The organism is Flavonifractor sp. An112 (genome assembly GCF_904377885.1).
GTDB lineage: Bacteria > Bacillota > Clostridia > Oscillospirales > Oscillospiraceae > Flavonifractor > Flavonifractor avicola.
The window spans coordinates 22,049-28,878 of the sequence record NZ_CAJFGT010000028.1 but is presented as its reverse complement, the minus strand read 5'-3'; the positions used below and the strand labels follow the sequence as shown (position 1 = coordinate 28,878).

Sequence of the window (6,830 nt, the reverse complement as noted above, 5' to 3'; positions counted from 1 at the left end):
AGGAATTCCAAATGAGAAACCTCAAGAGGACTCTCAGCCTGGCTCTGGCCGCTGTTATGCTGATGGGCATGATGGTCGTGGGCGCCGGCGCTGCGAGCAAGGATTTCACCGATGCTGGTGAGATCAAGAACGTTGAGGCTGTCGACGTTATGGTCGCGCTCGGTATTCTCGAGGGCGGCGATAAGGGCGACTTCCAGCCCAACTCCATCCTGACCCGTGAGCAGGCTGCCAAGATCATCTGCTACCTGCTGCTGGGCACCGAGTCTGCTGAGAAGCTGACCACCAACTCCGCCGTGTTCAGCGACGTGGCGGCCAACCGTTGGTCCGCTCCCTACATCAGCTACTGCGTGAACCTGGGCATCCTGGCTGGCGACGGTCAGGGCCACTTCTTCCCCGAGGGCAAGCTGACTGGCGCTGCTTTTGCCAAGATGCTGCTGGTTGCCCTGGGCTACGATGCTTCCATCGAGAAGTACGTGGGCAGCGACTGGATGATCAACGTCTCCTCTGACGCCATTGCCGCCGGTATCGTTCCCTCCGGTCTGGTCCTGGCCAACGAGCTGTCCCGTCAGGACGCTGCTCAGATGGCTTTCGAGACCCTGAAGGCCGACATGGTGAAGTACGATGGCAAGGGCAGCGTTACTGTGGGTGACATCACCATCAACCAGAACGCCAGCGCTGAGAAGATCGCTGCTTCCAGCAAGTCTGGCTACAAGACTTCCGGCAACGACGAGTATCAGCAGTTCTGCGAGAAGTACTTCACCGATCTGAAGCTGAACGAGAACTCCAACGACGACTTTGGCGCTCCCGCCAGCAAGTGGACCTACAAGAACAAGGTTGTGGGTACCTATGCTCAGGCTGCCGATGCCACCTACAGCGAGGAAGTGCAGTCCAAGGAGCTGTACTCCGACCTGGGCCTGGACGCCACCGTGAAGGCCGACGTGATTAAGGACGGCAAGACCGAGGGCACCTTCACCATCCAGAAGGGTAACACCACCGACAAGATCGGCGGCAAGGGCATTGTTGTCAATGCTTACGCTGACGACAAGAACAACGTGACCCTGGTTGTGATCAACACCTATGTGGGTGAGGTCTCCAAGGTTACCGCCGCCAAGGGCGACGAGAAGGCCTATGTCACCGTGGACGGCATGAAGTACGAGACCGAGAACTTCGCTAAGGACGACGTGGTCCTCTACACCAAGGCTGACAACGCCATTCAGAGCATGGCTCTGGCCGAGAAGGTGGAGGGCGTTGAGGTTACCCGCGTCAACGGCGAGACCAGCTTTGTGGCTGACGGCACCACCTACAAGTTCAACGGCAAAGTGACCTTTGACAAGGATAGCGTGAAGGTGGACAGCGTTCTGGATCTGTATCTGGACACCTACGGCTATGTCATGAAGGTAGATGTCTCCAAGGCTTCCAGCGACTACGCCTATGTGGTTGACACTGGCGCCAGCAAGGGTGTCTACAGCAACGAGGACAACTACTATGCCAAGCTGGTCCTGGCCGACGGCACTCAGACCGAGGTCACCGTGGACGGCGACAAGCTGAGTGGCTCTGATTATGCAGGCAAGGTTGGGACTCTGAGCGCTCTGAAGGGCGACATCGTGGAGTACACCAAGGACTCCAAGGATCTCTACACCCTGACCAGCAAGGCCGACAGCGCCAACGGCAAGGTTGAGATCAAGAAGGGCGAGTCCGCCATGACCTTTGGTAGCGGTAGCGGTAATACCAAGTACGCCAACAGCAAGACCATCTTCGTGGTGCAGTCCGGCACCGGCAGCAAGGCCACCTATGCCACCTACACCGGCTACGCCAACGTGCCCAGCATGAACAGCAGCAACGGCACCTACACCGTGTTCTGCAAGAGCGGCGATGTTGCCACTATCGTGTTTGTCTCCGGTGTTGCCACCAGCTCCAAGGACATCGTCTACGTCCTGGCCTCCAAGGCTGGCGTTAAGGTGAACGACAGCGATGCCGGCACCTACTGGGAGTACAAGGCTGTTGTCAACGGCGAGATCACCACTGTCAAGATGAACAAGGAGATCACCGGCAACGACGGTAAGGACGTGCTGTACAGCAGCATCTCTTACGCCGACAAGGACAATGAGATCCTGGATAAGGATGCCTGCGTGCCCTACACCACCGATAAGGGCGACAACTATGCCCTGAAGGATAAGCAGGTCACCGCTGAGGCCAAGGACGGTATCATCGGCATCGGTGGCACCAACTACGCTCTGTCCTCCGAGGTGGAGCTGTACGCTGTCACCACCAAGGACAAGATCGAGACTGGCGCTCTGGCTGACGTGGCTAAGAACGCTGCCGTGACCGCCATCGTGAAGAACGGCGAGGTCGTCGCTATCTTCTACGGTGTGACCGACGAGGGCCCCATTGGCCCCGGTGTCAGCGATACCTACAGCGTGTCCCTGGCCAAGAACGCCAAGGATTCCGACACTCTGGACCTGACCGTGAAGAGCACCAACGACTCTGACACTGCCAAGTTCACCTACAAGGTGTTTGCTTACGGCATCACTGCCGGCAAGGATACCGCCGTTCAGGTGAATGAGGGCACCGGCACCCTCGCTGCCGGTACCTCCACTGTGACCGCTCTCACCGGCACCAACAACACCCTGGTGTACTACGTTGTTGTGACCGTGGGCGGCGACACCCTGACCACTTCTACCGTCATCGGCGGCTAAGAAACGGTCTCGTCAGAAAACTGACACTTTATTGCAACGGCCCCGCTCTTCTGAGCGGGGCCGTTCTTTTTAGCGAAAGGCGACATAGTGGTAGGTGACTCCCGCAGTGTTAAATCCGCGCCCCTGTGCGAAAGCGTTGCCGTTGATTTGAAACCCTGAGGAGGTCATATAGAAGATTCCATCCCGGACCCAAGTACTGCCAGTGCCATCAAATGTACATTGGATATCCCCGGTACCCAAAGCAAACTTATAAATGTAATTGTCGTTTTTGGAATCACAGTTGAACAGATACAACAGCGACGGCTGAAAGGCAAGAGGGATATCCTGCAGTCCCGTGCCGCCGTCCCCGATATAACTGCCCAGGACAAAGACCTTTTTGTCCTCGCCGTACTTTTGGGAAGCCAGCTGGAAAAGAGCCTCATCCACTTTGCTGAGGTCCTCGTTGAAGTCCGTCCGCAGGAAGGGGTCCGACCCTTCCCACTGGTGCAGCTGATAATGTTCCGTATAGTTTGCCATACACATTCCTCCTTGTTTTGATTGAGGGGGCTTACCGCTGCGGTACCGCCCGGCGCCTTATATTCTCTTTCACCCCCACCGTTCGGCGGTTGGGGGCATTTTGTTGCATCGGCAAAAAGACATCCATGGAGGAATGGAAGTCATCATAAAAAACCGGCAAGCCGTTGCAGCCCAAGCTGTTCAGCCCCTGGAAACAGCTGCTGATATCCACTGGGCAGCCAAAATCAGAGCAAAAACATAACTGAAACCTCCAGTACAGAACTGTTGACGGCTGAAACGATCCCTGACAAAATACAAGATACGACACTGTTCGACCATCATTGGGTGCACTGAGGAGGAGTTGGAATGGCAAGAAAGACGATCAAAAAGAACCTGGCGTATGACGATCAAAAGCAGCTGTACTACGTCTGCTTCAATTACGGCACCAATGCCGATGGACACCGGGACCGAAGAGTACGCACCTTTACCGATCTGGCGGAAGCGGAACTGGCCCTGGAACAGTTCCAAAAGGGGCTGGGCGGAAGGGTGCTCTGTGATTCCAGCCGACTGACCCTGGCGGAGTGGCTGGAGTACTGGCTGGAGGAGGTCATCGCCCCCAACCGGGCCTACACCACCTATTACTGCTACCGCTCCGTGATTAAAAACCACATTGTTCCCGCTCTGGGGCGCATCCGCCTGCGGCAGCTGGAGCCCTGGCACATCCAGAACTATTACGCCGAAAAAATGCGGGAGGGACACCTGGACTCCAACAGCGTTCACAAGCACCATATCCTGCTCCACACAGCCCTCCAGCTGGCCTTCCGGCAGAAGATCCTGCGGGAGAATCCGGTGGAGCGGGTGGAGGCCCCCAGAGAGCACCCCACCCGGCAGTTCTACTACACCCCGGAACAGCTGCGGGATCTCTTCCGGGAGGTGGAGGGCTCCTGGCTGGAGCTGGTGGTCAAGCTGGGGGCCTACCTGGGCCTGCGGCGGGGGGAGATCTGCGGTTTGCGGTGGACCGATGTGGATTTTGAGCACTATGTGATCCGCATCCGGGTCACCCGCACCACTGCGGGAGACCAGGTGGTGGAAAAGGAACCCAAGACCCGCAATTCCATCCGTACCCTGGGCATCGCCGGACTGGAGGACCTGACCAATCTGCTCCACAGCATCCGGCGGGAGCAGACAGAGCGGGCGGCCACCCAGCCGGACTATGTGGACAGCGGTTATGTACTGACCGACGACAAGGGAGAGCCCAGGCACCCCAATATGGTGACCTGGTCTTTCCGTACCTTTGTGGAGCGGCACGGCCTGCCGCCCATCACGGTCCATGGCCTGCGCCATACCTTCGCCAGCCTGGCCAACAGCGCCCGCATTCCTCTGGTGGACATCGGCAAAGCCCTGGGACACAAGGATGTGTCCATCACCGGTCGGATCTATACCCACATTTTTGACCAGACCCACCAGGAGGTGCTCAACACGGTAGCCGCCCGCATCGCGGCAGGCTAAATTGGGCTTGACAAACCTGGTATCTAAGCATATGATTAGGAAGAAGATAAAAGTTTAGGAGGTGCCCCATGACCCAACGGGAACGGCAGATCCTGAAATGGATCGAAGAAAACCCCCTGATCTCCCAGCAGGAGCTGGCGGAAAAGGCCGGTATCACACGGTCGTCGGCGGCGGTACATATCTCCAACCTGATGAAGCAGGGACATATCGCCGGAAAGGGCTACATCGTCCGCACTGCTCCTTACGCGGTAGTGGTGGGAGGAGTGAATCTGGACATTGGCGGCCGGTCCTTCGGCAAGCTGGTACCGGCGGACTCCAACCCTGGACAGGTGCGAACCAGTCTGGGAGGCGTAGGCCGCAACATTGCCCACAACATGGCGCTGCTGGGGATGGATGTGCGGCTGCTCACCGCTTTCGGGGACGATATGAACGCCCAGCGCATTGCCGCCAGCTGCGGAGAGCTGGGCATCGACATCAGCCAGTGTCTGACGGTGCCTGGCGGAGCCACCTCCACCTATCTCTTCATCGCCGACCACCGGGGGGATATGGCCCTGGCAGTGAGCGATATGGAGATCTATGAGCATATGACCCCGGCCTTTCTGGCCGGGCGGAGCCGCCTGCTGCAAAACGCCCAGCTGGTGGTGGTGGATACCAATATTCCGGCTCAGTCCATTGCCTGGCTGGCGGACAACCTGCATCTGCCCATCTTTGCCGATCCGGTATCTACCGCCAAGGCGGAGAAGCTGCGGCCGGTGCTGGGCAAACTCCACACCCTCAAGCCCAACCGGATGGAGGCGGAGCTGCTCTCCGGGGTGACCATCACCGACGAGGCCAGCCTGAACCGGGCGGCGGACGTCCTGCTGGACACCGGCCTGCGGCGGGTATTCATCAGCCTGGGCGGGGAGGGCGTGCTGGCCGCCGACCACAACGGGCGGGTCCATGTGCCCTGCTGTCCCGGTCAGATGGTGAACACCACCGGCTGCGGCGACGCAGGGATGGCGGCCATCGCCTGGGCCTACCTGGAAGGTACCGATCTGGCGGGCACCGCCAAAGCCTCCATGGCGGCGGGAGCCATCGCCATGGAGAGCGCCGAGACCATTAACCCGGCTATGAGCGCCCGACTGCTCAGAGACCGGATGGAAGCATAAACAGAAGGACAACTGATTTCATATGGAGGTAACTGCAATGAATCTGAACAAGTATCTGGACGTAGCCCCTGAAGTAGCCCAGGCTGTGGCCGAGGGCAAGCCCGTGGTGGCCCTGGAGTCTACCATCATCTCCCACGGTATGCCCTATCCCCAGAATGTGGAGACTGCTCTCAAGGTGGAGCAGATCATCCGGGACAACGGCGCGGTGCCCGCCACCATCGCCATCCTGGGCGGCCGCCTGAAGGCCGGTCTCACCGCTGAGGAGATCGAGTACCTGGGCAAGCAGGGCCAGGCTGTGACCAAGGCCAGCCGCCGTGACCTGGCTGTGCTGGTGGCCCGCAAGGCCGACGGCGCCACTACCGTTACCACCACCATGATGATTGCCCATATGGCCGGCATCAAGATCTTCGCCACCGGCGGCATCGGCGGTGTCCACCGCGGCGCCGAGACCACCATGGACATCTCCGCCGACCTTGAGGAGCTGGCTTCCACCCCCGTGATGGTGGTGTGCGCCGGCGCCAAGTCCATCCTGGACCTGGGCCTGACTCTGGAGTACCTGGAGACCCACGGCGTACCCGTCATCGGCTACGGCACCAAGGAGCTGCCCGCATTCTACACCCGCAAGAGCGGCTTCGAGGTGGACTACCGCATGGACACCCCCGCGGAGATCGCCGCCGCTTTCCACGCTTCCCAGGAGCTGGGCCTGAAGGGCGGTATGCTGGTGACCAACCCCATCCCCGAGGAGTTTGCCATGGACCACGACGTCATCAACAAGGCCATCGACGAGGCCATTGAGCAGGCCAAGGAGCAGGGCATCCACGGTAAGGCCACCACCCCCTTCCTGCTGGCCAAGGTGAAGGAACTCACCGGCGGCGACAGCCTGGATTCCAACATCCAGCTGGTATTCAACAACGCCCGTCTGGCTGCCCGCACCGCCGCCGAGCTGTGCGCCATGGGCTGAGTTTTCCCTTTCTTTCACGCA

General features: G+C 59.3%; 5 protein-coding genes. 4 read left to right on the top strand and 1 reads right to left on the bottom strand.

Annotation, left to right across the window (positions count from 1 at the left end; genetic code table 11):
• Window positions 1-11: 11 nt before the first annotated feature.
• Complete coding sequence (locus IHN22_RS05990) at window positions 12-2,696, top strand: S-layer homology domain-containing protein (protein WP_191434129.1); 2,685 nt, start codon at window positions 12-14, stop codon at window positions 2,694-2,696.
• Window positions 2,697-2,765: 69 nt separating this feature from the next.
• On the opposite strand, the gene IHN22_RS05985 is transcribed toward IHN22_RS05990, so the two are convergent.
• Window positions 2,766-3,212 (bottom strand): hypothetical protein, encoded by a 447-nt coding sequence (locus tag IHN22_RS05985; protein ID WP_191434131.1) that lies wholly within the window; start codon window positions 3,210-3,212, stop codon window positions 2,766-2,768.
• Between the two features lie 345 nt (window positions 3,213-3,557).
• On the opposite strand from IHN22_RS05985, the gene IHN22_RS05980 reads away from it, so the two are divergent.
• From IHN22_RS05980 to IHN22_RS05970, 3 genes are all read left to right on the top strand, one after another.
• Window positions 3,558-4,700 (top strand): tyrosine-type recombinase/integrase, encoded by a 1,143-nt coding sequence (locus tag IHN22_RS05980; protein ID WP_191434128.1) that lies wholly within the window; start codon window positions 3,558-3,560, stop codon window positions 4,698-4,700.
• 68 nt (window positions 4,701-4,768) lie between these two features.
• Complete coding sequence (locus IHN22_RS05975) at window positions 4,769-5,848, top strand: PfkB family carbohydrate kinase (protein ID WP_191434126.1); 1,080 nt, start codon at window positions 4,769-4,771, stop codon at window positions 5,846-5,848.
• A 37-nt stretch (window positions 5,849-5,885) separates the two neighbouring features.
• Window positions 5,886-6,809: a pseudouridine-5'-phosphate glycosidase gene (locus IHN22_RS05970; RefSeq protein ID WP_087270165.1), complete on the top strand. Its 924-nt coding sequence runs from the start codon at window positions 5,886-5,888 to the stop codon at window positions 6,807-6,809.
• Window positions 6,810-6,830: the final 21 nt, after the last annotated feature.